We start from the raw sequence: 2,384 nt of genomic DNA, 5'->3' as shown, positions 1-2,384 counted from the left end.
AGGGGGTCTCCGTCGGGACGCCGGGCCGCTGGCAGTTAACGCGGTCGAAGGCAAGCACCCGAGTCGCCGTCAGGCCGCTCGCGTCGCGCTCCCATCCCTCGATCTCGGCCAGGATGGTGCCCGCTGCCGCGGTGGCCGTCACGGTGACGGACTCCCCCGCGGCGATTTCGCCCGCGACCTCGTAGCTGACACCCGCGGTCTCTGCCAGGGACACCTCCGGAGCGCTGGCGGAACCGTCCGCGGCGCACGCGGCCTGGGTCACCGTCGGCGTGACGGGGGCGACCGGCGTGACCGGCTGCTCGCAGTCCACAGCGTCGGTGGTGATCTCGATGCTCGCGGCGGAACCGTCCTTCGACAGAGACCAGCCCTTTGCGTTGCTCAGGATGTGGCCCTTGCCAGCCGTTGCGGTGACGGTGACCGTCTTGCCCGCGGCGATCTCGCCCGCGACCTCGTAGCTGATGCCCGCGGTCTCGGCGAGTGTCAGCTCCGGGGCGCTGGCGGAGCCGTCCGCGGTGCACACGGCCTGGGTGACCGTCGGCGTGACGGGAGCGACCGGCGTGACCGGCGGCTCGCAGTCCACGGTGTCGAAGGTGATCTCGGCTCGGGCGGTGAGCCCGTCCTTCGCGATGGTCCAGCCCTTTGCGTTGCTCAGGGCGTGATCCTTGGCAGCCGTTGCCGTGACGGTCACGGTCTTGCCCGCGGCGATCTCGCCTGCGACCTCGTAGCTGATGCCCGCGGTCTCGGCGAGTGTCAGCTCCGGGGCGCTGGCGGAACCGTCCGCGGCGCACACGGCCTGGGTCACCGTCGGCGTGACGGGAGCGACCGGCGTGACCGGCGGCTCGCAGTCCACGGCGTCGAAGCTGATCTTGGTGCTCGCGGTCAACCCGTCCTTTGCGAGGGTCCAACCCGTCGCGGCGGCCATCGCGTGGCCCGTGGTGACCGTTGCGGTGACGGTGACCGTCTTGCCCGCGGCGATCTCGCCCGCGACCTCGTAGCTGATGCCCGCGGTCTCTGCCAGGGACACCTCCGGGGCGCTGACTGAGCCATCCGCGGCGCACACGGCCTGGGTCACCGTCGGCGTGACGGGGGCGACGGGCGTGACCGGCTGCTCGCAGTCCACAGCGTCGAAGGTGATCTCGATGCTCGCGGCGGAACCGTCCTTCGACAGAGACCAGCCCTTTGCGTTGCTCAGAATGTGGCCCTTGCCAGCCGTTGCCGTGACGGTGACCGTCTTGCCCGCGGCGATCTCGCCTGCGACTGTGTAGCTGATGCCCGCGGTCTCGGCGAGCGTCAGCACGGGTGCGGTGACAGCGCCGTCCGCGGCGCACACGGCCTGGGTGACGGCCGGGAGCACCGGGCTCGCCGGGGTCTCGCGCTCGGGCTCGTCCGGCACGCAGGACAGCTCGCGCTCACCGACAAAGGGGAACGCATGGATTTCGCTGCCCTCGCGATTCTGCTCCAGGGAGCCCGCGACGAGAACGCGCCCGTTCATGCCGGGAACCGCGAAGGTCGTCTTCGAGCCAGCCGCGGGCACCAGGACGGAGCCCGGGAACTGGGCGTCGCCGCGGACGGTCACGTCTCGCGCGTCCGTGAAGTTCCACAGCACCCGCTGGGTGAGGTTGCCGAAGGCGGCCTGATCCTCCGGGTTGTTGGCCAGGTCCATGACGGAGCCGGCGGGCGTCAGCACCGAGCTCAGCCGCACATCCGCGACCGCGCCCGTGACATTCAGGATGATGACCGCGTCCTCGGGCACCCCGGGAAAGGCGATCGCGTCCATCGTGCCGAGCGCGGCCCCGTCCAGCTCGAAGACCTGGCGGGGGCTCGTGCCATCCCCGGTGAGTCGCAGGGTGCCCCAGGCGAGCTCGGCGGTGCCCGTCGCGGGCAAATCGGCGTAGTTGCCCGAGATGCGGGCGAGCCGCTCTCCCGTTGCCGCGTGCTCGCCGAGGGCCGCAGCGCGCCCCACGCCCGTCTCCAGGGTGCCGCCGCTCAGCTGGAGTTGCCCGCCGTCGCTCGGCTTCAGGTCCGGGCTGATCGAGCCGCCCACCCGCACGTTGCCGCCGATGCCGTGGCCCACCAGGAGGGATACCCCGCCGCCGACGCTCAGGGTGCCGCCGACCAGGAGCATGTCGCTCATCGGCGGGGGCGACAGCCGCGAACCGACCCCGGCCACCCCGATGTTGTAGGCGTCCCCGTCCCGGGACGTCGGGAAGCGCGCGTCGCCCGAGACGACGAGCAGTCCCTCGGACTCGGCCCCGCGGGTGCGCGTGAAGTCTCCGCCAACGTAGACGTTGACGTTCGAGTCGATGGGCATGAGCTCACCGTTGCCGATCCCACTCCCCTCCGGGAGGCAGGTACCGACCGACACGGAGGGATCGCTCGGAGCT

At 71.6% G+C, this 2,384-nt stretch carries 1 protein-coding gene; it reads right to left on the bottom strand.

The window, feature by feature from the left end:
- Positions 1-2,311: choice-of-anchor A family protein (locus tag OOT08_RS16750; RefSeq protein ID WP_325093963.1), on the bottom strand; the 2,311-nt coding region annotated here is incomplete at its 3' end.
- Positions 2,312-2,384: the final 73 nt, after the last annotated feature.

Origin of the sequence: Leucobacter sp. M11, assembly GCF_035726885.1 — a bacterium.
In the GTDB taxonomy this organism is placed as follows: domain Bacteria; phylum Actinomycetota; class Actinomycetes; order Actinomycetales; family Microbacteriaceae; genus JAPFRB01.
This window is presented reverse-complemented; position numbering and strand designations above follow the sequence as displayed.